This is a genomic window from Streptomyces sp. NPDC050418 (assembly GCF_044458745.1).
Taxonomy (GTDB): domain Bacteria; phylum Actinomycetota; class Actinomycetes; order Streptomycetales; family Streptomycetaceae; genus Streptomyces.
The window spans coordinates 435,239-461,444 of the sequence record NZ_JBITIG010000007.1; the positions used below are offsets into that span (position 1 = coordinate 435,239).

A 26,206-nucleotide genomic window follows, 5' to 3' on the forward strand; every position below is an offset into this window, starting at 1 on the left:
CCCATCACCGGCCCTTCCTCCCCCTGTCCAGCGTGTACCTTCGACAGCGCCCGCCCGGCAGTGAGGAAGTCGCTTGAAGATCGCATGTGTTGGTGGAGGCCCCGCCGCCCTCTATTTCTCCGTCCTCATGAAACAAAATGCACCGGGCACGGAAATCACCGTCCATGAGCGCAATCCCAAGGGCGCGAACCCCGGCTGGGGCGTGACCTATTGGCCCGACACGCTCGAACTCCTCGAAGCGAGCGACAGCGATTCGGCCCGCGCGATCCACGAACGCTCCGAGTGCTGGCAGGACGGCCTCGCGTTCGTCGACGGCCAGGCGGTCGAGCACCCCGGGGGACTCGGTTACGCCGTCGGACGCGAGCAACTGCTCGACGCCCTCACCGAACGCGCCGGCTCACTCGGCGTCGACCTGCGGTACGGCGAGGAGATCACCGCGCGGGAGCAAGTCGGCCCGGCCGACCTGGTGATCGTGGCCGACGGCATCAACAGCCGGATCCGTGGCCGCTACAGCGACAGCTTCGGCACACAGACGGTCGCCGGAAGCAACCGGTTCCTCTGGCTGGGCACGACCAGAACCTTCGACAACTTCAGCTTCGCCTTCAGCCCCACGCCCAGCGGCTGGATCTGGTGCTACGCCTACCGGTTCAGCGGCAGCCACAGCACCTGTGTCGTGGAGTGCTCGGAGCAGACCTGGACCGGCCTCGGCCTGGACACGGCACCGTCCGCGGACACCCTGCGCCTCCTCGAAGGCCTGTTCGCCTCGCTGTTGCAGGGTCACGAGCTCATCTGCCGCGAGGACGGGCCGGACCGCCGACTGCCGTGGCAGGTCTTCCGTACGGTCACCAATCAGCGCTGGTCGCACGAGGACATGGTCCTCATGGGTGACGCCGCCCATTCCACGCACTATTCGATCGGGGCGGGCACCGCGCTGGCTTTCCGCGACGCCATCGCCCTCGCCGGTCATCTCCGTGACGGAACAGGCCGCGACGAGGCACTGTCCGCGTACGAGAAGCAGCGGAAAGCCGAATTGCTGCCGGTGCAGAGCGCGGCACGGCTCAGCGCCAAGTGGTACGAGAATGTGGACCGTTATCTGGCGCTGCCGCCGCACCAGATGTTCGCTCTGCTCGGGCAGCGGCATTCCCCTCTGCTGCCGTATGTACCGCCGAGTTGGTATTACCGGCTCGATCACGCGATCAGTCAGTCGAAGGCCCTGCGCAGCGCCAAGCGCTGGGCGGGCCCGCGGCTCGGCAGTCTTGTGCAGCGCCGTCGGTGAGCTTTGTCGAAAGGATTTCCATGAAAACGTCCCCGTCGTCCTCGCCCCGCAGGTCCCGCCTCACGGCCGGTGCCCTGATCGCCCTCGCCGGGGCGTCCGCGGCAGGCTGGATGAGCAGTACGCCGGCGGTGGCGGACTCGCCCCTGCCCACGAGCCTGGCGGGGCAGGAGTTGTCCCCGGCCGTCGGGCCCGCCCTGTCCGGTGTGCTGGCCCCGGCGAAGGACCTGCAACTCGACCCGTTCGCCAACACCGCGGTGGATCCGCTGGACAACGCGGTCGGGACGCAGGTCGCCGACTTCCAGCCGGTGTCCTCCGAAGCCGTCACGGGCCCTTTGGCGCGCGGCGCCTCGCTGGACGACCTGCCGCTGCTGGGCGCGGCGACTCAGGTCCTGCCGGGCTGAATTGACGGCCGGTCCTGCCCGTTCGGACTGACGAGCCCCGTCTCGTACGCCGTGACGACGGCCTGAACCCGGTCGCGCAGACCGAGTTTGGCGAGGATGCGCCCCACGTGCGTCTTGATGGTGGTCTCGGAAAGATGCAGACGGGCGGCGAGTTCGGCGTTGCTGAGTCCCTGGGCGAGCAGACGCAGGACTTCGAGTTCGCGCGGGGTCAGGGCGGCCAGGTCGCGGTGCGGCGTGCTGTCCGGTTCCGTGTCCGGTGCGGTGCGGGCGTAGCGCTCGACCAGGCGGCGGGTGATCGTGGGGGCGAGCAGCGCGTCGCCGGTGCGGACCATGCGGACGGCGGCGGTCAGGTGCTCGGGCGTGACGTCCTTGAGCAGGAAGCCGCCGGCACCGGCCGAGAGAGCCGCGTACACGAGGTCGTCCAGGTCGAAGGTGGTCAGCATGATCACGCGGGGGTCGTCGGGCGCCCCGGTGAGGATGCGGCGGGTGGCCTCCAGGCCGTCGAGTTCCGGCATCCGGATGTCCATGAGGACCACGTCGGGTCGGGTGCGGCGGACCGCCTCGACGGCCTCCTCTCCGTCGGCGGCCTCGGCGACCACGTCGATGCCGTCGGCCATGAGGATCATGCGGAAGCCGGTCCTGACGAGGGCCTGGTCGTCGGCGACGACGACCCGCAGCGCGGCGCTCACGCGGCCTCCCGTACGGCGGTGGCGGGCTGGGGCAGCGGCACCTCGGCCGTCACGCGGTAGCCGCCGGTCAGGCGCCGGCCCGCGCGCAGCGTCCCGCCGTAGAGCGCGAGGCGTTCGCGCAGGCCGAGCAGGCCGTGGCCGTTGCCGGACGCGGCCGACGGTGCGGGGGTGCCGCCGGTGTCGGTGATCTCCAGACGGAGCGCTTCCTCGTCGTACGCGACCGTCACCCGGGCGCTCGCGCCGGACGCGTGCTTCACGGTGTTGGTCAGGGCCTCCTGGACGACGCGGTAGGCGGCGAGCCCGATCCCGGGCGGTACGTCGCGCGGGGTGCCGGTCGTGGTGAGGGTGACGGGGACGCCCGAGTTCCGCACGCGGTCCACCAGAGCGTCGAGCCGGTCGAGGTCGGGCTGCGGGGCGAGTTCCGGCGGTGTGCCGTCGCCCGGAGCGGATTCCCCCGGCTCCGACTCCATCGTGAGCAGGCCCATCGTGTGCCGCAGCTCCGTCAGCGCCGCGCGGCCCGCCGCCTCCACGGCGAGCAGGGCCTCGCGGGCCTGGTCGGGGGTACGGTCCATGACCTTGCGGGCGGCCCCGGCCTGGATCGTCATCATGCTGACGTTGTGGGTGACGACGTCGTGCAGTTCGCGGGCGATGCGTGCCCGCTCCTGCGCGGCCGCGCGGCGCAGCGCCTCGGCCTGCTCCTTCTCCAGGGCGGCCATCCGGTCCTGGGTCTCGGCGGTCCGCAGCTTCCACGTCCGGAGCCCGTGGGCGGCGAAGACCAGCGGTACCAGGATCAGCAGCGGCACGTACTGGGTGGGGACGACGGGCGGACCCGCCAACTGCCCCATCGTGCGCTGCTGTTCGTCCGTACCGATCACGAACACGGTCACCGGCAGGGCGGCGAGGGTGGCCACGCGGTACGGGCTGTACACGGCGGCCGTGTACGCGGCGATGGCCACCGCATAGAACGTCAGGCGCTGGGCGTCGGCCGGCGTCAGCGCGGCCGCGGCGGTCACCGTCCACAGGACGGCCAAGGGGTGGCGGCGGCGCAGGGCGAGGGGCAGATGCGCGAGGAGCGCGAGGAGTACGGCGGCGATCAGGCTCCCGGTGGCGGAGAGCGGGCCGAAGCTGCCGAAGGGGCCGATGCCCTCGCCGGAGTCCCGGATGAGGTCCGCGCCGTTCTCCACCGCCCAGTGCAGCACCGTGATGCCGACGACCGCCGTCAGGAGCAGGTCGAAGACCTGGCTGCCCCGGGACAGCCCGGGCTGCGGTCCGGTGCGGCGGCGCAGCAGCGCCAGCGGACCGGGCGCGCGGCGCAGCAGCTCCACGGGGTCGGGCAGGCGCGCCCGCCCGTCCCGCAGCCGGGCGGTCACCAAGGCTCTGTTCACTGCGCCATTGTCGCCGAGCACCTGCCCGTCCCACATCGTCCGCGGAGCGCACCGAGGGGCCGCACCCGGTCCCGTACGACTACTTCTCAGGGAGGACCCGCGGGCGCGGTCGTCCGCGTGCAGGACCGGAAAGGGCACCGGGTGCGGACGCGGTGCGGGGCGGTCCGCTCCTAGCTTCGGGGGAGCCCGCCCAACGGGCCGCACACCGGCCGGCACACCGGCCCGCGCCCCGGTCCGCACAGCCCGTACGAGCCGCCGGCGCGCACCCGTACGAATCGAGGAGCCCCATGCCGAGCACCCCGCCCCCGCCCCCGCCGCTGATCGACCTGCGGAACGTGACCCGCCACTACGACGGCGGCCTGGGCACCGGAGGGGTCCCCGCCCTCCAGGACGCCGGCCTGAGCGTGGCCGCCGGTGAGGCGGTCGCGATCCTGGGACCGTCCGGCAGCGGCAAGTCCACGCTCCTGAACCTGATCGCGGGCCTCGACCGGCCCGACGAGGGCAGCGTCACCGTGGACGGCGTCCGCGTGGACCGGCTCGGCGAGGCCGCGGCCGCCCGCTACCGGCGGGCGAAGATCGGCATGGTGTTCCAGTTCTTCCACCTGCTCGACGACCTCACCGTCGCCGAGAACGTCGTCCTGCCGGCGCAGCTCGCGGGCATGGCCCGCGCCGAGGCACGGCGACGGGCCGCCGAGCTCCTGGAGAACCTGGGCGTCGACCGGCACTCCGGCACGTACCCCGGACGTCTCTCGGGCGGCGAACGGCAGCGGGTCGCGGTGGCCCGCGCGCTGATGAACCGCCCGCCCGTGCTGCTCGCCGACGAGCCGACCGGCGCCCTGGACTCGGCCTCCGGCGAGGACGTCAGCCGCCTCCTGCGCGAGCTGCACGCCGACGGGCAGACCGTGCTCGTGGTGACCCACGACCTGGCGCTCGCCCGCTCCTGTACGACGCGGACGGTGCGGCTGGCCGACGGCCGTGTCCTGGACGACAACGCCCGTATGGAGACGGTCCGTTGAGCGGCCGTGCCCTGGGCGGGGTGGTACGGGCCGGGGTCGGCCGGCGCCGGGTGCAGACCGTGGTGATCGCCCTGGCCACGCTGATGGCCGTGGCGGCCTCCGTCCTCGCCGGCTCGCTGCTCGTGGCGTCCGGAGGGCCGTTCGACGCCACGTTCGCGCGGCAGCGCGGGGCGCATCTCGGGGTGCAGTACGCGGGCTCGGCGGGCGAGGGGGAGCTTCAGAGCACCGGACGGGCCGAGGGAGTCGAGGCGTCGGCGGGCCCTTTCCGTACGGTGACACTCACGCCCGAGTTCGACGAGGACTTCCCCGAGGCCGAACCTCCGCTGACGATCGCGGGGCGAACCGAGCGCACCGGGCCGCGCGCGGCGGTCGACAGGCTCGCGCTCACCGAGGGCCGTTGGGCGACCCGGCCCGGCGAGATCGTGCTGCCCGCCGGAGTCTGGAACGCCGATCGGATCGGCCACAAGGTCACCTTCCCCGACCTGCCGGGCAAGCCCGCCCTGAAGGTGGTCGGCACCGCCCGCTCGGCCACCGGCACCGCGGACGCCTGGGCCACGCCCGGCCAGGTGCAGCGGCTGGCCGCATCCGGAGCGAGCGCCGGCCGCCAGATGCTGTACCGCTTCACCGAGGCCGCGACCGCCGCGCAGGTCGCCGCCGGACGCACGGCCGTGACCGCGGACCTGGCCAAGGGCACGGTCCTCGGCACCCAGTCCTGGCTGACCGTCAAGAAGACCGCCGAACGCGACACCGCGCTGTACGTCCCGTTCCTCGTCGCCTTCGGGCTGCTCGGGCTGGTCATGTCGGTGCTCATCGTCGGCAACGTCGTCGCGGCCGCCGTGGGCGCGGGCACCCGCAGGATCGGCATCCTCAAGGCGATCGGGTTCACACCGGGTCAGGTCGTACGGGCCTACGTGGCCCAGGCGCTGCTGCCCGCGGCGGTGGGCACCGCGCTGGGTGTGGCGGCCGGCCATGTCCTCGCCGTGCCGATCCTCGCCGAGGCCGAGGAGGCCTACGCCGGCGCGGGCCTGGGCATCGACCCGTGGGTCGACGCGGCCGTCGTCGGCGGAGTTCTCACCGTCGTCGCCATCACCGCGTGGGCCAGTGCCTGGCGGGCCGGGCGCCTTCGCACGGTCGACGCCCTCGCGGTGGGCCGCGCCCCGCGCACCCGCCGGGGCCGTCTCGCCTCGCGCCTCGCGGGACGGCTGCCGCTGCCGCGGCCGGTCGCGCTCGGCCTCGTACGGCCGCTCGCACGGCCGGGGCGGGCCCTGGCGATGGGGTCGGCGATCGTGTTCGGCGCCACCGCCGTGACGTTCACCGTCGGCCTGGGCTCCTCGCTCGGCGAGGTGATGGCGGCGCGCGACCACTCCGGCGCCGACGTCACCGTGCACAGCCGCGTCATGGGGCCCGGTCCGGGCGGTCCGGATGGCCCGGGCGGTCCGGGCGGTCCGGGCGGTGGTCCGTCCGCCACCGCGCCGAAGACCCCGGCCGACCCCGCCGCCGTCCGGGAAGCGATCACGGCACAGCCCGGCACCCGCGCCTCGTACGCCATCGCGACCACACGGGCGCGCATCGCCGGGGTCTCCGGCTCGACCACGGTCACCGCGTTCACCGACGACGCGTCCTGGGGCGGGTACGCGATGGTCGAGGGCCGCTGGCTGCGCGCGCCCGGCGAGGCCGTCGTACCGACCGCGTTCCTCACCACGACCGGCAAGCGGATCGGCGACCCCCTCACGCTCGACGGCCGGACGGGACAGGCCGTCCTGCGGATCGTCGGCGAGGTCCTCGACCCGCGGTACGACGGCATGCAGGTCTTCACCGACGCCGCGAGCGCCCGCAAGGCGGACTCCGGACTGGCCCCCGACGAGCACCGGATCGCCCTCGAACCGGGCACGGACAGCGCCGCCTACGTCTCCGCTCTCGACAAGGACCTGGCAGGGCTGGGCCTCACCGCCGAGGCCGGCAGCGGCGGCGGCGAGAGCGAGATGGTCACGACGCTCAACGCCCTGTCCGCCCTGCTCACCCTGCTGCTGGTCGCGGTGGCCGCGCTCGGCGTCCTCAACGGGGTCGTCCTCGACACCCGCGAACGCGTCCGCGAACTGGGCATCCACAAGGCCCTCGGCATGACCCCGCGCCAGACCGTCGCCATGGTGCTGACGTCCGTGACCGTGACCGGCCTGGCGGGCGGAGCGATCGGCGTACCCCTGGGCATGGCCCTGCACGCCCAGGTGGTCCCTGCCATGGGCGAGAGCGCGGGCCTGCGCTTCCCGGACTCGGTCCTCGCGGTCTACGACGCCCCCGGCCTGCTGCTCCTGGGCCTGGGCGGCCTGCTCATCGCGACGCTGGGCGCACTGCTCCCGGCGGGCTGGGCGGCCCGGACGCGAACGGCGACGGCGCTGCGTACGGAATAGAGCCCGGGCGGGACGGCCGAGACGTTGGTCACCGGCCGTCCCGGCCGTCCCGCGTGACCATCACCACATCCGTGCAGGCAGCGGGAGGTTCGGCGCACAGCAAAAAGGTCGGCATCGTGATCACGATGCCGACCTTTTCCATGGTGCGCGAGGGGGGAGTTGAACCCCCACGCCCTTGCGGGCACTGGAACCTGAATCCAGCGCGTCTGCCTATTCCGCCACCCGCGCAAGGTGTTGTCGTTCGGCTTCCTGCTCCCTGCGGAGCGCCTGGCGACATCTGAAGATTAGCACGCCGGACAGGGTGGGTTCACATCCCTTTGTGGGGGCACCTGCCTTCTGGGACGGCCCGCACAGCCGCCCCGTCCGCACCGCTCCAGGAGGTCTGCCGTGCGAGTGCGGGACACTGTCCAAGGCCCCCCTCTACGATCCGTGGAGGCGCGGGCTCAGGACGACGGAAACGACGACGCGTACACAGACGCAGACACAGGCACGCAGAGGTGGCACGAACGGGCGGCCCCGGCCGTTGTGAGAGGCGACACCCCTGCGCTGGGCAGAGAAGGGGAACCAGCCGATTTCCCGGCGCGTGGATACGATCAGTAAGCGGTACGACGACAACAACGGCGGCAAGCACGGAGGAGGTGCCCCATGGGAGTCCTGAAGAAGTTCGAGCAGCGACTCGAAGGTCTGGTCAACGGCACCTTCGCCAAGGTGTTCAAGTCCGAGGTCCAGCCGGTCGAGATCGCCGGCGCACTCCAGCGCGAGTGCGACAACAACGCGACGATCTGGAACCGCGAGCGGACCGTCGTCCCCAATGACTTCATCGTGGAGCTCAGCCCGCCCGACTACGAGCGTCTGAGCCCCTACTCGGGCCAGCTCGGCGACGAGCTCTCGGGCATGGTGCGGGACTACGCGAAGCAGCAGCGCTACACCTTCATGGGCCCGATCAAGGTGCACCTGGAGAAGGCGGACGACCTGGACACGGGTCTGTACCGCGTGCGCAGCCGCACCCTCGCGTCCTCCTCGTCCCAGCCCGGCCCCGGCCCCGGCGGTGCCCCCCACGCGCCCGCCCGGCCCCAGCAGGGCGGTTACGGCTATCCGCCGGCCGCCGCCCCGCCGATGCCCGCGGCCCCGCCCCCCGGCGGCGGCCCCGGCCCCGCGCCCGCCCGTGCCGCACAGCCCGGCGGCGCCGGACCGATGCCCGGCGCGCAGACGCGTCGCTGGATCGAGGTCAACGGGCAGCGCCATCAGATCTCCCGCCCCACTCTGGTCCTCGGCCGGAGCACCGAGGCGGATGTACGGATTGACGACCCCGGCGTCTCCCGCCGGCACTGTGAGATCCGGACCGGAACGCCCTCGACGATCCAGGATCTCGGGTCTACCAACGGCATCGTGGTAGACGGGCAGCACACCACCCGCGCTACGCTCCGCGACGGCTCGCGGATCGTCGTGGGCAGTACGACGATCATTTACCGACAAGCCGAAGGGTGAAGCGGGGGCAATGTCAGAGCTGACCCTGACGGTCATGAGGCTGTGTTTTCTCGCAGTCCTGTGGCTGTTCGTGTTCGTGGCCATCCAGGTCATCCGCAGCGACCTGTTCGGCACGCGAGTCACGCAGCGCGGTGCGCGGCGGGGGGCCGACGCACGTCCGGCACAGGGCGGCCGGCCGGCCGCTCCGGCACCGCCGCGCCAGCAGAGCGGCGGCCGCCAGCGCCGGGGTGCCCCCACGAAGCTCGTCGTGTCCGAGGGCATCCTGTCCGGCACCACCGTCGCCCTGCAGGGCCAGACGATCACGCTGGGCCGTGCGCACGATTCGACGATCGTGCTGGACGACGACTATGCGTCGAGCCGGCATGCCAGGATCTACCCGGACCAGGGCGGGCAGTGGATCGTGGAGGATCTCGGGTCCACCAACGGCACGTATCTCGACCGGACCCGGCTGACCACCCCGACCCCGATCCCGCTTGGCGCGCCGATCCGCATCGGCAAGACCGTCATCGAGCTGCGGAAGTAGTACGAGAATGAGCGAGCGGAGCGAGCGAGCCGCCGGGACCCGTGGTGCGGGTTGCGGCGCGCTCCCGACCGGAGGGTGGGCGCTGTGCGGATGTACCCGGAGTCAGAGTCAACGGGGCAGGTGCGCATGAGTCTGTCACTGCGCTTTGCCGCCGGATCGCACAAAGGCATGATCCGCGAGGGCAACGAGGACTCGGGCTACGCCGGTCCGCGCCTTCTCGCCATCGCCGACGGGATGGGCGGCCAGGCCGCCGGCGAGGTGGCCTCCTCCGAGGTCATCTCCACGATCGTCGCGCTCGACGACGACATCCCCGGCTCGGACATCCTGACCTCGCTCGGCGACGCCGTGCAGCGGGCCAATGACCAGCTGCGCGTGATGGTCGAGGAGGACCCGCAGCTGGAGGGCATGGGCACCACGCTCACCGCCCTGCTGTGGACGGGCCAGCGGCTCGGCCTCGTCCACGTCGGCGACTCGCGCGCGTATCTGCTGCGCGACGGCGTCCTCACCCAGATCACGCAGGACCACACCTGGGTCCAGCGCCTGGTCGACGAGGGCCGCATCACCGAGGACGAGGCGACCACGCACCCGCAGCGCTCGCTGCTCATGCGCGCGCTCGGCAGCGGCGACCACGTCGAGCCGGATCTCTCGATCCGCGAGGTGCGCGCCGGTGACCGCTATCTGATCTGCTCCGACGGTCTCTCCGGTGTGGTCTCGCACCAGACGATGGAGGAGACCCTCGCGAGCTACCAGGGCCCGCAGGCCACCGTGCAGGAGCTGATCCAGCTCGCGCTGCGCGGCGGCGGCCCGGACAACATCACCTGCATCGTCGCCGACGTCCTCGACATCGACGGCAACGACACCCTGGCCGGGAACATCACGGACACTCCCGTCGTCGTGGGCGCTGTGGCGGAGAACCAGCAGCAGCAGCTCCAGGACAACGGAGCGATGCAGACCCCGGCGGGACGCGCCGCGAGCCTGGGCCGTCCCGTCCCCCCGCAGCCCTCGGGTGGCGGTTTCGGGCCGCCCGGCTCCGGTGAGCCGGACGCGTATGCACCCGACGGCGGCTTCGGGGCGTACGACGACGAGGACTTCGTCAAGCGCGGCGGCCGCGGGAAGTGGATCAAGAGATCCCTCTTCCTCGTCCTCGCGCTCGGCGTGATCGGCGGCGGCCTGTACGCGGGCCACCGCTGGACGCAGACGCAGTACTACGTGGGGGCCAACGACGGCCATGTCGCGTTGTACCGCGGCATCAGCCAGGACCTGGCCTGGGTCAGCCTGTCCGATGTGGAGAAGGACCACCCGGAGATCGAGCTCAAGTACCTGCCGCCGTACCAGCGCAAGCAGGTCGAGGCCACGATCACCGCGGGCGGACTGCCCGAGGCCAACGAAAAGATCAAGGATCTCGGCACCCAGGCGTCGGCCTGCAAGAAGCAGGAAGAGCAGCGCAAGGCCGAGGACGAGAACAACGCGCGCACCGGCGAGGGCGAAGCCGGCGGCACCACCGGCGGTGCCAAGAGCCAGTCCGCCGCCAAGGCACCCTCGCCCACGCCCGGCCCCAGCTTCTCCGACGAGGAGAAGCAGCTGGTCGGCAACTGCGACAAGAATTAGGGGCACTGGGGGCCCCGCCTACTCATGAGCAGTACGACACACACTTCGACCATCGGCGCGATCGGCGCTCCGAGCAGGCGCAACACCGAGTTGGCCCTGCTCGTCTTCGCCGTGCTCATCCCGGTCTTCGCGTACGCCAACGTGGGTCTGGCGATCGACGGCACGGTGCCGACCGGCATGATCGGCTACGGCCTGGGCCTCGGCCTGCTGGCCGCCGTCGGCCACCTCGTGGTGCGCAAGTTCGCGCCGTACGCCGATCCGCTGCTGCTGCCGCTGGCCACGCTGCTCAACGGCCTCGGGCTCGTGCTGATCTGGCGCCTCGACCAGTCGGAGCGGCTGCAGAACCTGCAGAAGGCTCAGTTCGGCCAGTTCAACCCCGCGGCCCCCAACCAGCTGATGTACTCCGCGCTCGGCATCGCCCTGTTCGCGGGCGTGCTGCTGCTGCTCAAGGACCACCGCATCCTGCAGCGCTTCACCTACATCTCGATGGTGGCGGCGCTGATCCTGCTGATGCTGCCGCTCGTACCGGGGCTCGGCACCGACCTCTTCGGCGCGAAGATCTGGATCCGCGTCGGCGGCTTCTCCATCCAGCCCGGTGAGTTCGCGAAGATCGTCATCGCCGTCTTCTTCGCCGGCTACCTCATGGTCAAGCGCGACGCCCTCGCGCTCGCCAGCCGCCGCTTCATGGGCCTGTACCTGCCGCGCGGCCGCGACCTCGGCCCGATCCTGGTGATCTGGGCGGTCTCGCTGCTCATCCTCGTCTTCGAGAACGACCTCGGTACGTCGCTGCTGTTCTTCGGCATGTTCGTCGTCATGCTGTACATCGCCACCGAGCGCACCAGCTGGATCGTCATCGGTCTGCTGATGTCCGCGGTCGGCGCGGTCACCGTGGCCTCGACCGCGGGCCACGTCAAGGCCCGTGTGGACGCCTGGCTCGACCCCTTCGCCTGCTACGACACCTCCAACGCCTGTGAGCAGATCGGCCAGTCGATCATGTCCTTCGGCTCCGGCGGCGTGCTCGGCACGGGCCTCGGCCAGGGCAACTCCGATCTGATCGGCTTCGCCGCCAACGCCGACTTCATCTTCGCCACCGTCGGCGAAGAGCTCGGCCTCGCCGGCGTCATGGCCTTCCTCGTCATCTACGGCCTGATCATCGAGCGCGGTGTCCGCACCGCCCTCGCCGCACGCGACCCCTTCGGCAAGCTCTTCGCGGCCGGCCTCTCGGGCGCCTTCGCGCTGCAGATCTTCGTCGTCGCGGGCGGCGTCATGGGCCTCATCCCGCTGACCGGTATGACCATGCCGTGGCTCGCGGCCGGTGGTTCGTCCGTCCTTGCCAACTGGGCGCTGATCGCCATCCTGATCCGTATCAGCGATACGGCCCGCCGGCCGGCACCCGCCCCCGCGGCCAACCCCGACGCCGAAATGACCCAGGTAGTACGCCCGTGAACAAGCCCCTGCGGCGGATCGCGATCTTCTGCGGCCTGCTCGTGCTCGCCCTGCTCATCCGTGACAACTGGCTGCAGTACGTCAAGGCCGACGAGCTGCGCACCCACGAGAAGAACCGCCGCGTCCTCATCGAGCGCTACGCCCAGAAGCGCGGCGACATCATCGTCGACGGCAAGTCCGTCACCGGTTCCGAGCGGACCACCGCCAGCGACTTCGCGTACAAGCGGACGTACAAGAACGGCGCGATGTGGGCGCCCGTCACCGGCTACGCCTCGCAGGCCTACGGCGCCACGCAGATCGAGTCCATCGAGGACGGGATCCTCACCGGCAACGACGACCGGCTCTTCTTCCGCCGCACCCTCGACATGGTGACCGGCAAGAAGAAGGAGGGCGGCAATGTCGTGACCACCCTCAACGGGGCCGCGCAGAAGGCCGCGTACGAGGGGCTCGGCAGCAAGAAGGGCGCCGTCGCCGCGATCGACCCGTCGACCGGCGCGATCCTCGCGCTCGCCTCCACTCCGTCGTACGACCCCTCGCGCTTCGCCGGGAACGGCAAGGCGGACGAGAAGGCGTGGGTCGAGCTGGAGAGCGACGTCAACAAGCCGCTGCTGAACCGGGCGCTGCGCGAGACGTACCCGCCGGGCTCGACCTTCAAGGTCGTCACCGCCGCGGCCGCCCTGGAGCACGGCCTGTACGCGACACCGGACGAGAAGACCGAGTCGCCGCAGCCGTGGACCCTGCCGGACTCGACGACCGAGCTGAAGAACGAGGGCCCGATCCAGTGCGAGAACGTCTCGCTGCGTGAGGCCCTGCGGATCTCCTGCAACACCGTCTTCGGCAAGATCGGCTCGGATCTCGGCAAGGACAAGATGCTGGAGACCGCGGAGAAGTTCGGCTTCAACGAGGAGCAGTTCGTCCCCGTGCGCTCGGCCGCGTCCAACTTCCCGAAGGAGATGGACCGGCCGCAGACCGCGCTGTCGTCCATCGGGCAGTTCGAGACGGCGACCACCCCGCTGCAGATGGCGATGGTGACCTCGGCGATCGCGAACGACGGCAAGCTGATGGAGCCGTACATGATCAGCGAGCTGAAGGCGCCGAACCTCGACACCATCGACCGGCACAGCCCCAAGGAGCTGAGCAGCCCGCTCTCCGCGGAGAACGCGCAGCAGCTGCAGGACATGATGGAGACCGTCGTCCAGAGCGGCACCGGGCGGAACGCGCAGATCCCGGGTGTGACCGTCGGCGGCAAGACCGGCACCGCGCAGCACGGTGTCGACAACAGTGAGAAGCCTTACGCCTGGTTCATCAGCTACGCGAAGACTGCCGACGGTTCGCCGGTCGCGGTGGCCGTGGTGGTCGAGGACTCGGATGCCCACCGCGAGGACATCTCCGGCGGTGGCCTGGCCGCCCCGATCGCGAAGAACGTGATGCAGGCGGTGCTGAACAGCAGCAAATGAACGGCCGAAGTGACGTCGGTCACTGCGGTACCGGTCCTGTATCAGACCTCGGCCACGGCCAGATCATGCTGGAGCGGGCCGGTACGGTATGCCGGGACAGCACACCGCCGGACCACACATCGGGTGCGGTCGGGACTGACGGAGAGGGCTGGTAGGTAGCTATGGAAGAGCCGCGTCGCCTCGGCGGCCGGTACGAGCTGGGCCAGGTGCTCGGCCGTGGTGGCATGGCCGAGGTCTACCTCGCGCATGACACCCGGCTCGGCCGCACCGTCGCCGTGAAGACGCTCCGGGTGGATCTCGCCCGCGACCCGTCGTTCCAGGCCCGGTTCCGCCGTGAGGCCCAGTCCGCCGCCTCGCTCAATCATCCGGCGATCGTCGCGGTCTACGACACCGGCGAGGACTACGTCGACGGGGTCTCCATCCCGTACATCGTCATGGAGTACGTGGACGGGTCCACGCTCCGTGAGCTGCTGCACTCCGGGCGCAAGCTGCTGCCCGAGCGCGCGCTGGAGATGACGGTCGGCATCCTCCAGGCCCTGGAGTACTCGCACCGCGCCCAGATCGTCCACCGCGACATCAAGCCGGCCAACGTCATGCTGACGCGCAACGGCCAGGTCAAGGTCATGGACTTCGGCATCGCCCGCGCCATGGGCGACTCCGGTATGACGATGACCCAGACCGCCGCCGTCATCGGCACCGCCCAGTACCTCTCCCCGGAGCAGGCCAAGGGCGAGCAGGTCGACGCACGCTCCGACCTCTACTCGACGGGCTGTCTGCTCTACGAGCTCCTGACCGTACGGCCGCCGTTCGTCGGCGACTCCCCGGTCGCGGTCGCGTACCAGCACGTACGCGAAGAGGCGCAGGCCCCGTCCGTCTTCGACCCCGAGATCACGCCCGAGATGGACGCCATCGTCCTGCGCGCGCTGGTCAAGGACCCCGACTACCGCTACCAGTCCGCCGACGAGATGCGCGCGGACATCGAGGCCTGCCTCGACGGCCAGCCCGTCGCGGCCACCGCCGCCATGGGCGCGGTCGGCTACGGCGGCCACCCGGACGACCAGCAGACCGCGATGCTCCGCCCGCAGAACGGCGGCGGCGCACCGACCTCGATGCTGCCGCCCACCAACCCGGACGACGGTGGCTACGGCTACGACGACCGCCCGGACCGCAGGCGCGGCGGCAAGAAGGGCGGCGCCTCGACGGCGCTGCTCGTGCTGGCCGGTGTGCTGGTGCTCGTGGGGGCGATTCTGATCGGGCGGGTTGTCTTCAGCGGGAACGGCGACGAGGACAAGCCGTTCGATGTGCCGACGTTTGTGGGGCAGCCCCTGAAGGCGGCTCAGAAGCAGGCGGACAACGCAGGACTCGTGCTGAAGGTCTCCAAGGACGAGTGCGAGGACCAGCCCAAGGGCAATATCTGCACGCAGGATCCGGACAGCGGCAAGGTCGAGAAGAACGACACGATCAACGTTGTCGTCTCGACCGGAGCGCCCCAGGTCTCGGTGCCCAGCGTGATCGGCGACAAGATCGAGGACGCGCGCGACAAGCTGGAGGACGAGGAGTACGGGCTCAAGGTGAAGGTCGAGCCGAAGGAAGTGACGGGCGAGACGCCTGGCACCGTCCTGGAGCAGAACCCGACCCGCGGCACGGAGGTCGAGCGAGGCTCCGAGGTCGTTCTGACAGTCGCCAAGGAGAAGGCCCAGGAGACCGTGCCGAACGTGGTCGGCCAGCAGCTTCAGGCGGCCCGTCAGACCCTGGAGGGCCTTGGCTTCAAGGTCAAGGTCCAGCAGCAGCCCAGCGGTGACGTCCCCGAGAACCAGGTCATCTCCCAGACCCCGACGGCCAACACCCCGGTCGACAAGGGCTCCGAGGTCACCCTGACCGTCGCACAGAAGCAGGAGCAGGTCGGAGTTCCCCCGCTGAGCGGCCAGAAGCTCTCCGACGCCCGCCGCATGATCGAGGAGGCCAACCTCACGGTCGGCCAGATCAACGGCCCAACGGACGACAACGCCCGCGTGGTCATCTCCAACCCCCCAGCCGGCCAGCAGGTCCCGACCGGCACCGCCATCAACCTCAACACCACCGACGGCGGTGGCGGGAACGGCGGCAACGGAGGCGACGACGGAGGCAGCATCTTCGGCCAGTCCGGCCTGAGCCGCTCCGAGGACGACTAGCGCGTCCCGCGCTCAACAACGCGAAGGGCCGGTCACCACACGGTGACCGGCCCTTCGCGTTCCCCCGGACCGTTCCGGCTAGCGCAGCTCCTTCGGCGGCGTCCGCCGGGCATCCACCTTCTCCACCCGCTCCAGCTCACCCCACACGATGAACCGGTACTTCGAGGTGTACACCGGCGTGCAGGTCGTCAGCGTGATGTAGCGGCCGGGCTTCTTCACGCCCGACTCCTTCGGGACCGCGTTCAGGACGTCCACGTTGTACTTCGAGGTCTCCGGGAGCGTCTTGTAGACCTTGTAGACGTACCAGCGGTCCTTCGACTCGAAGACGATCGCGTCGCCCTCGTCGAGCTTGTCGATGTTGTGGAACTTCGCGCCGTGCCCGTCGCGGTGCGCGGCCAGCGTGAAGTTGCCCTTTTCGTCCTCGGGCAGCGCGGACTTCACCGGGTCCGTGTAGTAGCCGGCGACGCCGTTGTTCAGGGTCTTGAGGTCGGTGCCCTTCTTGACCAGGACCTCGCCGTTCTTCATCGCCGGGACGTGCAGGAAGCCGATGCCGTCCTTGGTGTTCAGCTCCCCGGGGCCGTCGTCGCGGCCCGCCCAGTCGTTGCGTACGGCGTCGCCCTGCTTCTGGGCCTCGCGGTCCGCGAGCACGTTCGTCCACCACAGCGAGTAGACGACGAAGAGGCCGAGCACCAGGCCCGCGGTGATGAGCAGTTCACCGAAGACCATCACCGCCGTGGCGATGGGGCCGCGGGCGGCACGGGGGCGTTCGGGTGCGGAAGGCGGTGTCCGCTCCCCCTGGTCGGTGGCTGCCACTGTCTCCCTGCCCCGTCGGTGTCCCTGTGCTGTTGCCGCGCCTATTCAACCAGCGCGGGCGGCTTGCCCTTGTCCCGCGGGCGTTCCTCGGTCAGCTTGCCCCAGACGATCATGCGGTACGTGGAGGTGAACTCCGGTGTGCACGTGGTCAGCGTGATGTACCGGCCGGGCTTGGTGAACCCCGAGCCCTTCGGCACCGGGTTGAGCACCGCGACGTTGCCCGGGTTCGTCTGCGGCAGGATGCTCGCCATCTTGTAGACGAAGTACGTGTCCTGCGTCTCGACGATGATCGCGTCGCCGGGGTTCAGCTTGTTGATGTAGCGGAACGGTTCGCCGTGGGTGTTGCGGTGTCCCGCCACCGCGAAGTTGCCCTGCTTGTCCTCGGGCATCGCGGTCTTGATGGACTCCTCGCCGTAGTGCCCGACCATGCCGCGGTCGAGCACCTTGGGTTTGCTGATGCCCTCGGCGATGGGCACGACGACGTCCAGCTTGGGGATGTGCATCAGGGCGAAGCCCTGGCCGGGCTCGAAGGCCCCCGGCTTGCCCTTGCCGTTCGCCCAGTTCTCCTGGATCTTGTCGGCCTCGGCGCTCGCCTGCTGCTCGGCGCGGATGTTCGTCCACCACAGCTGGTACGTGACGAACAGGAGCATCAGGACGCCGATGGTGATGAACACCTCGCCGAGCGCCCGGCTCGCGAGCACCGCGGGACTCGGCCGCTTGGCGCGCTCGGCCCGCCGGGCCTCAAGGCGCGAGAGCCCCGGCAGCGGGCGCTTGAGCGAGGCAAGGCGGGTGTCGGAGGTGCGCAGCCCGACGGTCTCGTCGTCGGCCACGCGCGAGGGCCGGCCCGGGGCGTCCGCACGCGGGCGCAGCCCGACCGTCTCGCCGGAGACGGGCGGCGGGGCGGTGGCGCCCAGGCTGACGGTTTCACTGGCGGGGTTCTGCACGGAGACCGTGGGGACCGGGCCCGTGCGGTCGTACAGCGCCTCGTAGGCCGCGGCGTCCATGGCCGGACGCTGGGCGGCCGCTTGCGATATCGGGTCGGTGTACGAGGGTTCCTGAGGCGTCGCGTAACCGGCGCCCCCTGCGTACCCCGTCCCCTCCGCGTACCCCGTCCCCTGAGGCTGCTGCCCCTCGAACCAGTCCCGCTCATACCCCTGCGGGTCGTACCACTCCGCCTGCTGAGGCGGCCCGGACTGCTGAGGCGGCTCCGGGGCGGCCGCGCGGAACCACGGCGAGGGGTGCTGCCCGGGCAGCGGATCGTTCAGCGGGTCGTCGAGCCCGTCGACCGCGGCCTCGAACGAGGCACGGTCCCCGTACGCGTCGTCGTACGGGGAGCCGCCCTGCTCGGGTCGCGTGGACGTCACGCGGAGGCCCTGCCCACGACCGGTGCGAGGCCTTGTGAGCGGCCCACCGCCTCCGTGTCGCCGCACTGCACGAGCCAGTTGGCGAGCATCAGATGGCCGTGCTCGGTCAGCACCGACTCGGGGTGGAACTGCACGCCCTCGACCGGCAGTTCACGGTGGCGCAGCCCCATGATGATGCCGTCCTCGGTCCGCGCGGTGATCTCGAGCTCGGCCGGGAAGGTGCCGGGCTCGGCGGCCAGCGAGTGGTAGCGGGTCGCGGTGAACGGCGAGGGCAGCCCGGCGAAGACACCGGCGCCCTCATGCCGTACGGGCGAGGTCTTGCCGTGCAGCAGCTCCGGCGCGCGGTCCACGACGCCGCCGTACGCCACCGCCATCGACTGCATGCCGAGGCAGACGCCGAAGACGGGGACGCCGGTGGCCGCGCAGTGCTTCACCATCTCGATGCAGACACCGGCCTGTTCGGGCGCGCCGGGCCCGGGCGACAGGAGCACCCCGTCGAAACCGTCCTGCGCGTGCGCGGTGGTCACCTCGTCGTTCCGCACGACCTCGCACTCCGCGCCCAGCTGGTACAGGTACTGGACGATGTTGAAGACGAAGCTGTCGTAGTTGTCGACGACGAGAATGCGGGCGGTCATGCGACCACCGAGGTCACGGCCCCGAGCCCTTCGTCGACCGTCACATCGTTGAACGGGAGCAGCGGCTCCGCCCACGGGAAGACGTACTGGAAGAGGACATAGACCACGCCCAGGACGAGCAGCAGCGAGAGTAGTGCCTTCACCCAGGTGGTGCCCGGGAGATGCCGCCAGATCCAGCCGTACATGCTGTCCCTTCCGTCGACGTACGCCCGTCCCTTCCGTTGACGTACGCCACCAGCCTAACGGCGCAGCGCTTCCGGTTTGCCGTCGTCCACGGGCTGGGTGGAATCGAGGTGCGCCCAGACGATCAGACGGTGGCTGTGGCCCCACTCCGGCTCACAGGTCGTCAGCGTGAGATACCGCCCGGGCCCGTCGAAACCCGACTTGCGCGGCACGGGGTCGATCACGGCGACGTCCGAAGGCAGCGTCTTGTACGGCTCCTTGGTGTCGATCCGGTACGTGAACCAGGTCCGCCCGTCGTTCAGGACCACCGCGTCGCCCTTGCGGAGCTTGGGGAAGTCCTTGAACGGGTCGCCGTACGTGCGCCGGTGGCCGGCCACCGCGAAGTTGCCCTTCTGGCCGAGCTGCGCGGTCTTCCCGTAGTGCCCGAGGCCCTTCTTCAGGGTGTCCGTCCTGGTGTTCTCCAGAACGGGCTTGTTCCAGTCCGCGCCGAGCCGCGGGATGTACATGACGGCGAACGGCTGCCCGTCCTCGTACGCCTCGGGCGGCGGCGGGCTCTCGTCCGTCGCGTCACCGCCGGCGCTGCCGCCCGCGGCCTCCAGCTCGGCGCTCGTCATCGAGCCACTGGCCCACTTGTCGTTGAGCCGGTCGATCTGGCTGTCCATCGCGGCGTCGGCCTTGATGCCGGTCCAGTACAGGACATACGTCACGAACAGCACGATCAGGGCGCCGAAGGTGATGCACAGTTCGCTGAAGGTCCTGACGATCACTCGCACCGACACGTGCCGGTCCCTCCCCGGGCCACTCCACGGACTTACTCCACAGGCTGCGCGTAATGGAGATCCACTGTGCCCGAGTAGCCGGGAAGAGTCACTGCTCCCGGTTCGTCGACTTTCCAGCCGAGGCCGTACGCCTTCACGTACAGGAGGTAGTTCTGGATCTCCGGCGACGCGTTGAGCGCCTTCTTGAGCGTCCCGGGATCGCCCACCGCCGTGATCTTGTACGGCGGCGAGTAGACGCGGCCCTGGAGGATCAGGGTGTTGCCCACGCAGCGCACGGCGCTCGTGGAGATCAGCCGCTGGTCCATGACCTGGATGCCCTCTGCCCCGCCCTTCCACAGCGCGTTCACCACGGCCTGGAGGTCCTGCTGGTGGATCACCAGGTCGTTCGGCGAGGGCTCCGGGTAGCCGGGCAGCTTGGCGGTCGCGTCCGGCGGGGCGTCCGCCAGGGTCACGGAGACGGAGTCGCCGCTCAGCTTCTTGGTGCCGGCCTCCTTCTCCAGCGCCTTGAGCTTGGCCTCCTCCGCGTCCGATGCGCCGTTGTCGCGCTCGGCGAGCGACTCGACGTCGTCGCGCAGCGAGCCGAGGGACTCCTCGAGGCCGCCATTTTTGTGGCTGCGCTCCTGAATGAGGTCGGAGAGCTTGAGCAGCGAGGCATCCGTACGGATATTGGTGCCTTTGGCCGTGTTGAAACTCGTCACGAAGATGAGCCCGGCGAGCGCGAAGACACCCGCGGTGAGCACACGCACCGGCCGCCGCCCCGGTCGGCGGCCCTCTTCGGGGCTGTCGGCAGAATTGCTCAACGTACCCTTACTCCTTACGGCGCCGCGGAAGCACTACGCTAACGGACGCCCGGGGGAAGCAAACGGTCCCCCATACGCGCGCCCGCCCCGCTCGGCGCGGCCCAGCCACACACGTCCCCTGCGCGGCCACGCAGCGCATCGACAGGAGAGACCCTCGTGCCGAAGTCACGTATCCGCAAGAAGGCCGACTACACGCCGCCGCCGTCGTCGAAGCAGTCGACCGCCATCAAGCTGACCAACCGCAGCTGGGTCGCCCCGGTGATGCTGGCGCTCTTCCTCGTCGGCCTCGCCTGGATCGTGATCTTCTACGTCACGGACACCCGGCTGCCCATCGAGGCGTTCGGCAACTGGAACATCGTCGTGGGCTTCGGCTTCATCGCGGCGGGATTCGGCGTCTCGACCCAGTGGAAGTAGCGCCTCGGAAGTAGCGCCTTCCTGAGGGTGGGCGCAAGCCTTGCCCTGAGCGCTCCGTGGAGTTATCCACAGGGTATCCACACGCTATGGATAACTCTGACGATCTGCCGACCACCTGTGGATAACTATCGCCAGGTTGACGCCGGTACGACTGCGGCTCCGCCATACGGAACAGCATGTGCCCCTTGCCCTGACTGGGAAAACCCAGCTCAGCGACAAGGGGCACATGCGTTCCCCACAGCGTGCACAAGATCCGGCACGCGCTGTGGATAAGAGGCGGTCAGGTGAGCCGGGACGTCTCCACCATCACCGTGATCAACGTGAGGACGAACACCGCCGCGCAGGTGCCCCACTGCACGAGCGCGCGATGCTCACGCGGCGCGTGCACCATGCCGTACGCGATGGCGGCTCCCGCGACGAGGCCGCCCACGTGGGCCTGCCAGGCGATCCCGTTCATGGTGAACGTGAAGAGCATGTTGATCGCGAGGAGCGCGATCACCGGCCGCATGTCGTAGTTGAGGCGGCGCATCAGCACCGCGGTCGCGCCCATGAGCCCGAAGACGGCACCGGACGCGCCGAGCGAGAAGGTGTACGGCTCCGTCACATACGTCAGCGCGCTGCCGGCGAGCCCGGACAGCAGATACAGGGCGAGATAGCGGACGCGGCCGAAGTGCGCCTCCAGCGGACCGCCCAGCCACCACAGCCCCAGCATGTTGAAGCCGATGTGCCAGATCTCCTGGTGCGCGAACATCGCCGTGAACAGCCGCCACCACTCACCGTTGGCGACGCCCTCGGGCAGATACTGCGGCGGGGTGTCGCCGAGCATCATCAGGTCGCGCAGCAGTTCCTTGTTGGCCAGGCCCACGATGAACACCGCGATGTTGAGCCCGATGAGGATCTTGGTCACCAGGCGCGGGTCCGCCGCGATGGTGCCGCCCGTGATCGTGCGCGGCCGGTTCGCGGTCGGCGCATGCCCCGTCCCCGACCCTTCCCGCACACAGTTGGGGCACTGGAACCCCACCGACGCACTGATCATGCACTCGGGGCAGATCGGCCGCTCGCAGCGCGTGCACTTCACGCCCGTCTCGCGGTCCGGGTGCCGGTAGCACGCGGACAGGCCGGAGGCGCCCTGCGGTTGCTGCGGACTGCCTGGCACCTGATCCATGGGGTCCTCTCCATCTCCGTACGACGGCGTGTGAAGGCATACGAGGCAACACACCGCCCCGCTCTTCCTTACGGACGGGCGGGGCGGTTTGGTTCCCTCGGCGGTTACGGGGTGCCGCCGCGCTTCTCGACCACGACCGACTCGATGATCACGTCGCTGACCGGCCGGTGGGTCGCCGGGTTGACCGCGCTCGCCGCGATGGCGTCGACCACCTTGCGGCTGGGCTCGTCCACGACCTCGCCGAAGATCGTGTGCTTGCGGTTGAGGAAGGCCGTCGCGGCGACGGTGATGAAGAACTGGGAGCCGTTGGTGCCCGGCCCCGCGTTGGCCATGGCCAGCAGATACGGGCGGTCGAAGCGCAGCTCGGGGTGGAACTCGTCGGCGAACTCGTAGCCGGGCCCTCCCGTGCCGTTCCCGAGGGGGTCGCCGCCCTGGATCATGAAGCCGCTCATGACGCGGTGGAAGGACGTGCCGTCGTAGAGCGGGTCCGTGGAGGTCTCACCCGTCCCCGGATGGGTCCACTCGCGCTCGCCGGTGGCGAGCTCCACAAAATTGCGGACGGTCCTGGGCGCGTGGAACGGCATCAGCCGGATCTCGATGTCGCCCTGGTTGGTCCTGAGGGTGGCGTACAGCTGCTCAGCCACGGTGTGCCTTCCGTTGTCGCTTCAACGCCGAGAATCCTCGCACGCAGCAGGGCGGAGGAAGGGGAACGCGACAAGTCCTGCCCGTTCCCTGTACGAGTCCCTGCCGGAAGGGCGCGCATCGCTCCGATCCGTGGCATTGTCAGCCGCAAGCTCGCCTTGCACCGCATTGCCCGAAGATCGGCCGATACCCGGGGATCCGCGCACCGTGACCCGGATGCCCGCCCGCACATGCCGGGGCACCGCCCGACAGGCATGATCCCGAAAAGGGTGGAAAGGTGAAATACCGTACGCCACCGAGGAGGAGGATCCCGTGACCCGCATCGACAGCGCGCGCGCCGCGGCCAGCTCGGCGAAGGAGAGCGTGCGGCACGCCGCGGAAGCGGTGGCGCCCTACGCCGACACGGCGAAGGACCGGGCCGCGCACTATGCGCACGAGGCTCGCGTACGGATCGCGCCCGTGGTCTCCGACGCCGCTCACCAGGCTGCCGACCAGGCGCGCACCCAGTACGGCGCGCATGTCGCACCACGCCTGAAGCAGGCCCGCACCCACGTCCCGCCGAAGGTGGACATCGCCGCCCACAAGGCCGCCGTCCACACCCGCCATGCCGCCCGGCAGGCCGCCGACTACACCCTTCCGAAGGTCGAGCAGGCCGTCGCGGCCGCAGGTCCGGTGAAGGACGCCGCGGTGGACCGCAGCGTCGCCGCCGTGGCCGCGCTGCGCGGCCAGGTCTCCTCGCGGGAGATCCAGCGTCTGGTCCGCCGCCATGAGCGCCGGGCCACGGCCGGCCGCTTCATGAAGCGGGTCGCCGCGGTGGGCGCGATCGGCCTCGCCGCGCTGGCGGCCTGGAAGTGGTGGGACAAGCAGGCCAACCCGGACTGGCTGGTCGAGCCGCCCGAGCCGACCGAGGTCGTGGAGAGCGGTTCGTCGACGACGCTGACGTCGGTGGACGGCAGCGGTCAGTCGCTCCTCGACCCCGAGGTCCAGGCGAAGCAGGCCGAGGCGGAGGCGGCGGGCGGCGACGCCGACTGGTCACCGCACCGTCCGGACGAGCGCGCCTGACGCCGTACGACACGTACCAAAAAATCCCCTCTGACCTGCGTAAATGCAGATCAGAGGGGATTTTTGCCGTGGAGCCTAGGGGAGTCGAACCCCTGACATCTGCCATGCAAAGACAGCGCTCTACCAACTGAGCTAAGGCCCCGGGACGGGAAACGCTGCGGGAGGGTGACTCCGGCGCGTGCGTCGGGGACAAGAGTACCGGGTCACCCCCCGGATCCCGCAAAAGGATTGGGGCTCCCCCTATGCGACCACGCTCCGTAAGATGCTCCGCGAGGTTCGCATGAGCGAAGGGGAGGACGCATCGTGGATGCGGAACAGCAGGAAGCGACTGCGAGAGCCAGAGAGCTCCAGCGCAGTTGGTACGGAGAGCCGTTGGGGGCGCTCTTCCGTCGGCTCATAGACGATCTGGGCCTGAACCAGGCCCGGCTCGCGGCGGTGCTCGGCCTGTCGGCGCCGATGCTCTCGCAGTTGATGAGCGGTCAGCGCGCCAAGATCGGCAATCCGGCCGTGGTGCAGCGCGTACAGCTGCTCCAGGATCTGTCCGGCCAGGTCGCGGACGGCAGCGTGAGCGCCTCCGAGGCGGCCGAGCGCATGGAGGAGATCAAGAAGAACCAGGGCGGTGCCGTGCTGACCACGACCACTCAGGCCAGGGGGGCCGGCGTGGGGGCGCCGACCGTCAAGCGTGTGGTGCGGGAGATCCAGTCGCTGCTGCGGTCCGTGGCGTCCGCCGGCGAGATCATCGAGGCGGCCGACACTCTCGCCCCGACCCATCCGGAACTGGCAGAGTTCCTGAAGGTCTACGGCGCCGGGCGCACCGCGGACGCCGTGACGCACTACGAGTCGCACCAGGGCTGACGGCCGATCAGGCGGTTCAGGTCACGGGGGAGAGGATCTGAACCGGCAGCAGCAGCCGGGCAACCCGCAAGGTCCTGACGGGAGTGCAGCACGGTCATGGGTGAGGTCTTCGCCGGCCGGTACGAACTGGTCGACCCGATCGGACGCGGTGGCGTCGGCGCCGTATGGCGCGCCTGGGACCACCGCAGGCGCCGCTATGTCGCCGCCAAGGTCCTGCTGCAGAGCGATGCGCATGCCCTGCTCCGTTTCGTACGCGAGCAGGCGCTGCGCATCGATCACCCTCATGTGCTGGCCCCGGCGAGCTGGGCCGCCGACGACGACAAGGTCCTCTTCACCATGGACCTCGTCGGCGGCGGCTCACTCGCCCATCTCATCGGGGATTACGGGCCGCTGCCGCCGCGCTATGCGGCGCAGCTGCTCGACCAGTTGCTCTCGGGGCTCTCGGCGGTGCACGCGGAAGGTGTCGTGCACCGCGACGTCAAGCCCGCCAACATCCTGCTCGAGGCGACGGGTACCGGGCGGCCGCATCTGCGGCTCTCCGACTTCGGTATCGCCATGCGCAAGGGCGACCCCCGGCTGACCCAGACCGACCTTGTCGTGGGGACGCCGGGGTACATCGCGCCCGAGCAGAGCGCGTACGACGAGCCGGACTTCCCGGCCGACCTCTTCGCCACGGGGCTTGTCGCGCTCTATCTCCTGGAGGGCGCGAAGCCGGACGCCCAGGCGCTCACGGAGCTCTTCCGCGCCAACGGCACACCGCACGCGCCCCATTCGATCCCCGAGCCCCTGTGGCAGGTCCTCGCGGGCCTCCTGCAGCCGGAGCCGCACGCGCGCTTCCGCAGCGCGACGGGGGCGCGCAAGGCGCTTGCGGAGGCGGTCCTGCTCCTCCCGGAGCCCGGCCCGGACGACGAGCTCATCGAGGTCTTCGACCAACTGGGCCCGCTCCCGGAGGGTTTCGACGAGGACGGCCCGCTCCCCACCCCTCCGACGCCCACCGCCACGCCGTCCCTCGCCACGGCCGACACGACGACGAACGCTCCGGCCGCACCGGCCGCACAATCTGGACTGGCTGCACAGCATGGACCAGCCGCACAGCCCGGACCGGCCGCATCGATACCCGCGCCCCCGCCCCCACACACGGCCCCGGCCCCGATGCCGACATCGCCCCCGGACCCTGCCCCGGATCACACCCCCACCCGCCCGTACACGCTGAGCGCCCCTCACCTGCCCGCGCAGGCACCGCCCTCGATTCCGGTACGGGACTTGGGAGTCGAGCCTCCCGAGGCCCTCGCCCCCTCAACAGCCCCCGCACGCCCGACCCGCCGCAGAGCCCGCCCGAAGCGCTCGGGCCCGCCCGCGAAGGTCGCGATCCCGGTGCTGCTCCTCGCGGCGCTCTGCTTCACGGTGGGATTCTGGGCGCTGACTCGGACCTGAGGCCGGACAGTCCCCTCCCGCCCGGGGGCCGAAGCCCTATTCCAGGCTATCGGCGCCCACTGACAACACCACCCGCACGCCGGTCACCTCTCCGCCCGCCGGTCACCTCTCCGCCCGCCGGTCACCTCTCCGCCCGCCGGTCACCTCTCCGCCCGCCGGTCACCTCTCCGCCCGCCGGTCACCTCTCCGCCC

The 26,206-nt window shown here is 70.4% G+C and carries 24 protein-coding genes and 2 tRNA genes; 14 read left to right on the forward strand and 12 right to left on the reverse strand.

All coding sequences use genetic code 11. From position 1 onward, the window contains the following. Positions 1–127: 127 nt before the first annotated feature. Both ACIBI4_RS19755 and ACIBI4_RS19760 read left to right on the forward strand, forming a co-directional pair. Positions 128–1,276 carry an FAD-dependent monooxygenase gene (locus ACIBI4_RS19755; protein ID WP_399205202.1) on the forward strand — a complete coding sequence of 383 codons (1,149 nt, stop codon included), beginning with the start codon at positions 128–130 and terminating at the stop codon, positions 1,274–1,276. 20 nt (positions 1,277–1,296) lie between these two features. After that, positions 1,297–1,677, forward strand: coding sequence for a hypothetical protein (locus ACIBI4_RS19760; RefSeq protein ID WP_399205203.1), 381 nt, complete (start codon positions 1,297–1,299; stop codon positions 1,675–1,677). Here the strand turns inward: ACIBI4_RS19760 and ACIBI4_RS19765 are convergent. Together ACIBI4_RS19765 and ACIBI4_RS19770 are read right to left on the reverse strand one after the other, a co-directional pair. Next, positions 1,659–2,366 (reverse strand): response regulator, encoded by a 708-nt coding sequence (locus ACIBI4_RS19765; protein WP_399205204.1) that lies wholly within the window; start codon positions 2,364–2,366, stop codon positions 1,659–1,661. The two genes, ACIBI4_RS19760 and ACIBI4_RS19765, sit on opposite strands and share 19 nt — an antisense overlap. Next, on the reverse strand, positions 2,363–3,751 hold the full coding sequence (locus ACIBI4_RS19770; protein ID WP_399205205.1) for a sensor histidine kinase: 1,389 nt from the start codon (positions 3,749–3,751) through the stop codon (positions 2,363–2,365). The genes ACIBI4_RS19765 and ACIBI4_RS19770 overlap by 4 nt, the downstream gene beginning before the upstream one ends. 287 nt (positions 3,752–4,038) lie before the next feature. Here ACIBI4_RS19770 and ACIBI4_RS19775 point away from each other — a divergent pair, with 287 nt between their 5' ends. After that, positions 4,039–4,767, forward strand: coding sequence for an ABC transporter ATP-binding protein (locus tag ACIBI4_RS19775; RefSeq protein WP_399205206.1), 729 nt, complete (start codon positions 4,039–4,041; stop codon positions 4,765–4,767). A gap of 50 nt (positions 4,768–4,817) precedes the next feature. After that, entirely contained in the window at positions 4,818–7,175 is a 2,358-nt protein-coding gene (locus tag ACIBI4_RS19780; protein WP_399205309.1) for an ABC transporter permease, read from the forward strand. A gap of 141 nt (positions 7,176–7,316) precedes the next feature. On the opposite strand, the gene ACIBI4_RS19785 is transcribed toward ACIBI4_RS19780, so the two are convergent. Beyond that, a tRNA-Leu gene (locus ACIBI4_RS19785) sits at positions 7,317–7,403 on the reverse strand. A gap of 417 nt (positions 7,404–7,820) precedes the next feature. On the opposite strand from ACIBI4_RS19785, the gene ACIBI4_RS19790 reads away from it, so the two are divergent. From ACIBI4_RS19790 to pknB, 6 genes are all read left to right on the forward strand, one after another. Further along, positions 7,821–8,663, forward strand: a complete 843-nt coding sequence (locus ACIBI4_RS19790) for an FhaA domain-containing protein (RefSeq protein ID WP_399205207.1) — start codon at positions 7,821–7,823, stop codon at positions 8,661–8,663. A 10-nt stretch (positions 8,664–8,673) separates the two neighbouring features. Continuing rightward, complete coding sequence (locus ACIBI4_RS19795; protein ID WP_399205208.1) at positions 8,674–9,186, forward strand: FHA domain-containing protein; 513 nt, start codon at positions 8,674–8,676, stop codon at positions 9,184–9,186. Positions 9,187–9,312: 126 nt separating this feature from the next. Further along, positions 9,313–10,794 (forward strand): PP2C family protein-serine/threonine phosphatase, encoded by a 1,482-nt coding sequence (locus tag ACIBI4_RS19800; RefSeq protein WP_399205209.1) that lies wholly within the window; start codon positions 9,313–9,315, stop codon positions 10,792–10,794. A 24-nt stretch (positions 10,795–10,818) separates the two neighbouring features. Beyond that, positions 10,819–12,240, forward strand: coding sequence for an FtsW/RodA/SpoVE family cell cycle protein (locus tag ACIBI4_RS19805; RefSeq protein WP_399205210.1), 1,422 nt, complete (start codon positions 10,819–10,821; stop codon positions 12,238–12,240). Next, positions 12,237–13,697: a peptidoglycan D,D-transpeptidase FtsI family protein gene (locus tag ACIBI4_RS19810; protein ID WP_399205211.1), complete on the forward strand. Its 1,461-nt coding sequence runs from the start codon at positions 12,237–12,239 to the stop codon at positions 13,695–13,697. Before ACIBI4_RS19805 ends, ACIBI4_RS19810 begins: the two co-directional genes overlap by 4 nt. A 161-nt stretch (positions 13,698–13,858) precedes the next feature. Continuing rightward, positions 13,859–15,868 (forward strand): Stk1 family PASTA domain-containing Ser/Thr kinase, encoded by a 2,010-nt coding sequence (pknB, locus tag ACIBI4_RS19815; RefSeq protein ID WP_399205212.1) that lies wholly within the window; start codon positions 13,859–13,861, stop codon positions 15,866–15,868. Between the two features lie 78 nt (positions 15,869–15,946). Here the strand turns inward: pknB and ACIBI4_RS19820 are convergent, their stop codons facing one another. The 6 genes from ACIBI4_RS19820 to ACIBI4_RS19845 are packed head-to-tail and all read right to left on the reverse strand — an operon-like array spanning position 15,947 to position 20,442. Further along, the gene (locus ACIBI4_RS19820) at positions 15,947–16,681 is read right to left on the reverse strand and encodes a class E sortase (RefSeq protein WP_399205213.1); all 735 of its coding nucleotides are present in this window, start codon (positions 16,679–16,681) and stop codon (positions 15,947–15,949) included. Positions 16,682–16,722: 41 nt separating this feature from the next. Then, positions 16,723–18,045, reverse strand: coding sequence for a class E sortase (locus tag ACIBI4_RS19825; protein ID WP_399205214.1), 1,323 nt, complete (start codon positions 18,043–18,045; stop codon positions 16,723–16,725). Then, the gene (locus ACIBI4_RS19830) at positions 18,042–18,680 is read right to left on the reverse strand and encodes an aminodeoxychorismate/anthranilate synthase component II (protein ID WP_399205215.1); all 639 of its coding nucleotides are present in this window, start codon (positions 18,678–18,680) and stop codon (positions 18,042–18,044) included. The genes ACIBI4_RS19825 and ACIBI4_RS19830 overlap by 4 nt, the downstream gene beginning before the upstream one ends. Continuing rightward, positions 18,677–18,865 (reverse strand): hypothetical protein, encoded by a 189-nt coding sequence (locus ACIBI4_RS19835; RefSeq protein ID WP_399205216.1) that lies wholly within the window; start codon positions 18,863–18,865, stop codon positions 18,677–18,679. The genes ACIBI4_RS19830 and ACIBI4_RS19835 overlap by 4 nt, the downstream gene beginning before the upstream one ends. A gap of 54 nt (positions 18,866–18,919) precedes the next feature. Next, the gene (locus ACIBI4_RS19840; protein ID WP_399205217.1) at positions 18,920–19,642 is read right to left on the reverse strand and encodes a class E sortase; all 723 of its coding nucleotides are present in this window, start codon (positions 19,640–19,642) and stop codon (positions 18,920–18,922) included. Between the two features lie 32 nt (positions 19,643–19,674). Then, on the reverse strand, positions 19,675–20,442 hold the full coding sequence (locus ACIBI4_RS19845; protein WP_399205218.1) for a DUF881 domain-containing protein: 768 nt from the start codon (positions 20,440–20,442) through the stop codon (positions 19,675–19,677). A gap of 156 nt (positions 20,443–20,598) precedes the next feature. On the opposite strand from ACIBI4_RS19845, the gene crgA reads away from it, so the two are divergent. Beyond that, positions 20,599–20,856, forward strand: a complete 258-nt coding sequence (crgA, locus tag ACIBI4_RS19850; RefSeq protein WP_399205219.1) for a cell division protein CrgA — start codon at positions 20,599–20,601, stop codon at positions 20,854–20,856. A gap of 280 nt (positions 20,857–21,136) precedes the next feature. Here the strand turns inward: crgA and ACIBI4_RS19855 are convergent, their stop codons facing one another. After that, entirely contained in the window at positions 21,137–22,021 is an 885-nt protein-coding gene (locus ACIBI4_RS19855; protein ID WP_399205220.1) for a rhomboid family intramembrane serine protease, read from the reverse strand. Between the two features lie 104 nt (positions 22,022–22,125). Continuing rightward, the gene (locus ACIBI4_RS19860) at positions 22,126–22,665 is read right to left on the reverse strand and encodes a peptidylprolyl isomerase (RefSeq protein WP_399205221.1); all 540 of its coding nucleotides are present in this window, start codon (positions 22,663–22,665) and stop codon (positions 22,126–22,128) included. A gap of 310 nt (positions 22,666–22,975) precedes the next feature. Here ACIBI4_RS19860 and ACIBI4_RS19865 point away from each other — a divergent pair, with 310 nt between their 5' ends. Beyond that, complete coding sequence (locus ACIBI4_RS19865) at positions 22,976–23,725, forward strand: DUF5324 family protein (protein ID WP_399205222.1); 750 nt, start codon at positions 22,976–22,978, stop codon at positions 23,723–23,725. A 69-nt stretch (positions 23,726–23,794) separates the two neighbouring features. Here ACIBI4_RS19865 and ACIBI4_RS19870 read toward each other — a convergent pair. Further along, a tRNA-Ala gene (locus ACIBI4_RS19870) sits at positions 23,795–23,867 on the reverse strand. A 161-nt stretch (positions 23,868–24,028) separates the two neighbouring features. Here ACIBI4_RS19870 and ACIBI4_RS19875 point away from each other — a divergent pair. Together ACIBI4_RS19875 and ACIBI4_RS19880 are read left to right on the forward strand one after the other, a co-directional pair. Beyond that, positions 24,029–24,580 carry a helix-turn-helix domain-containing protein gene (locus tag ACIBI4_RS19875; RefSeq protein WP_399205223.1) on the forward strand — a complete coding sequence of 184 codons (552 nt, stop codon included), beginning with the start codon at positions 24,029–24,031 and terminating at the stop codon, positions 24,578–24,580. A gap of 96 nt (positions 24,581–24,676) precedes the next feature. Continuing rightward, entirely contained in the window at positions 24,677–26,014 is a 1,338-nt protein-coding gene (locus tag ACIBI4_RS19880; protein ID WP_399205224.1) for a serine/threonine-protein kinase, read from the forward strand. Positions 26,015–26,206 lie beyond the last annotated feature (192 nt).

What these genes read in the sequence shown, in the direction of transcription:
- ACIBI4_RS19755 (WP_399205202.1), top strand. Translation starts at nt 128, where the DNA reads ATGAAACAAAATGCACCGGGCACGGAAATCACCGTCCATGAGCGCAAT.
- ACIBI4_RS19760 (WP_399205203.1), top strand. Translation starts at nt 1,297, where the DNA reads ATGAAAACGTCCCCGTCGTCCTCGCCCCGCAGGTCCCGCCTCACGGCC.
- ACIBI4_RS19775 (WP_399205206.1), top strand. Translation starts at nt 4,039, where the DNA reads ATGCCGAGCACCCCGCCCCCGCCCCCGCCGCTGATCGACCTGCGGAAC.
- ACIBI4_RS19790 (WP_399205207.1), top strand. Translation starts at nt 7,821, where the DNA reads ATGGGAGTCCTGAAGAAGTTCGAGCAGCGACTCGAAGGTCTGGTCAAC.
- ACIBI4_RS19795 (WP_399205208.1), top strand. Translation starts at nt 8,674, where the DNA reads ATGTCAGAGCTGACCCTGACGGTCATGAGGCTGTGTTTTCTCGCAGTC.
- ACIBI4_RS19800 (WP_399205209.1), top strand. Translation starts at nt 9,313, where the DNA reads ATGAGTCTGTCACTGCGCTTTGCCGCCGGATCGCACAAAGGCATGATC.
- ACIBI4_RS19805 (WP_399205210.1), top strand. Translation starts at nt 10,819, where the DNA reads ATGAGCAGTACGACACACACTTCGACCATCGGCGCGATCGGCGCTCCG.
- pknB (WP_399205212.1), top strand. Translation starts at nt 13,859, where the DNA reads ATGGAAGAGCCGCGTCGCCTCGGCGGCCGGTACGAGCTGGGCCAGGTG.
- ACIBI4_RS19830 (WP_399205215.1), bottom strand. Translation starts at nt 18,680, where the DNA reads ATGACCGCCCGCATTCTCGTCGTCGACAACTACGACAGCTTCGTCTTC.
- ACIBI4_RS19835 (WP_399205216.1), bottom strand. Translation starts at nt 18,865, where the DNA reads ATGTACGGCTGGATCTGGCGGCATCTCCCGGGCACCACCTGGGTGAAG.
- ACIBI4_RS19855 (WP_399205220.1), bottom strand. Translation starts at nt 22,021, where the DNA reads ATGGATCAGGTGCCAGGCAGTCCGCAGCAACCGCAGGGCGCCTCCGGC.
- ACIBI4_RS19880 (WP_399205224.1), top strand. Translation starts at nt 24,677, where the DNA reads ATGGGTGAGGTCTTCGCCGGCCGGTACGAACTGGTCGACCCGATCGGA.